The organism is Brevibacillus fluminis (genome assembly GCF_003710825.1).
GTDB classification, from domain to species: domain Bacteria; phylum Bacillota; class Bacilli; order Brevibacillales; family Brevibacillaceae; genus Brevibacillus_D; species Brevibacillus_D fluminis.
The window spans coordinates 1-380 of sequence record NZ_RHHQ01000048.1 but is presented as its reverse complement, the minus strand read 5'-3'; the positions used below and the strand labels follow the sequence as shown (position 1 = coordinate 380).

The following is a 380-nucleotide window of genomic DNA, read 5'->3' as shown; positions in this document are numbered from 1 at the left end:
AGTGTGTGCGGCATGGCGAGAATCCCTTCCCCCGCCATAATGTTTTGCACAAGGAATATCACGTGATAGCTTTGCAATTTGGGAAATTCGCCTTTGTCCATCGTGTTTACTCCTCATCTAGCGGACGGGAAAGTTGTTTTTTGGCCCTGGACATGCCTGACCGCGAAAGGATGAAACCGATTGGCGCCCGGAACAGGCTGTTCGCAAGATCCCCCCAATCCCTTGGAATTACCGGAGTCATATAGGGCGAGCCCAGTGATGTCATGTTCAGCAGGTGGGCGAACAACAAAGCTAACGCCAGCATTTGCCCATACATCCCGAGCAAGCCTGCGCCAAGGATAAAAATGTACCGGACGACGCGAATCGCATTGCTGAGCAAA

General features: G+C 52.1%; 1 protein-coding gene. It reads right to left on the bottom strand.

All coding sequences use genetic code 11. From position 1 onward, the window contains the following. Window positions 1–106: 106 nt before the first annotated feature. Window positions 107–380: spore germination protein (locus EDM56_RS30790; RefSeq protein WP_148040442.1), on the bottom strand; the 274-nt coding region annotated here is incomplete at its 5' end.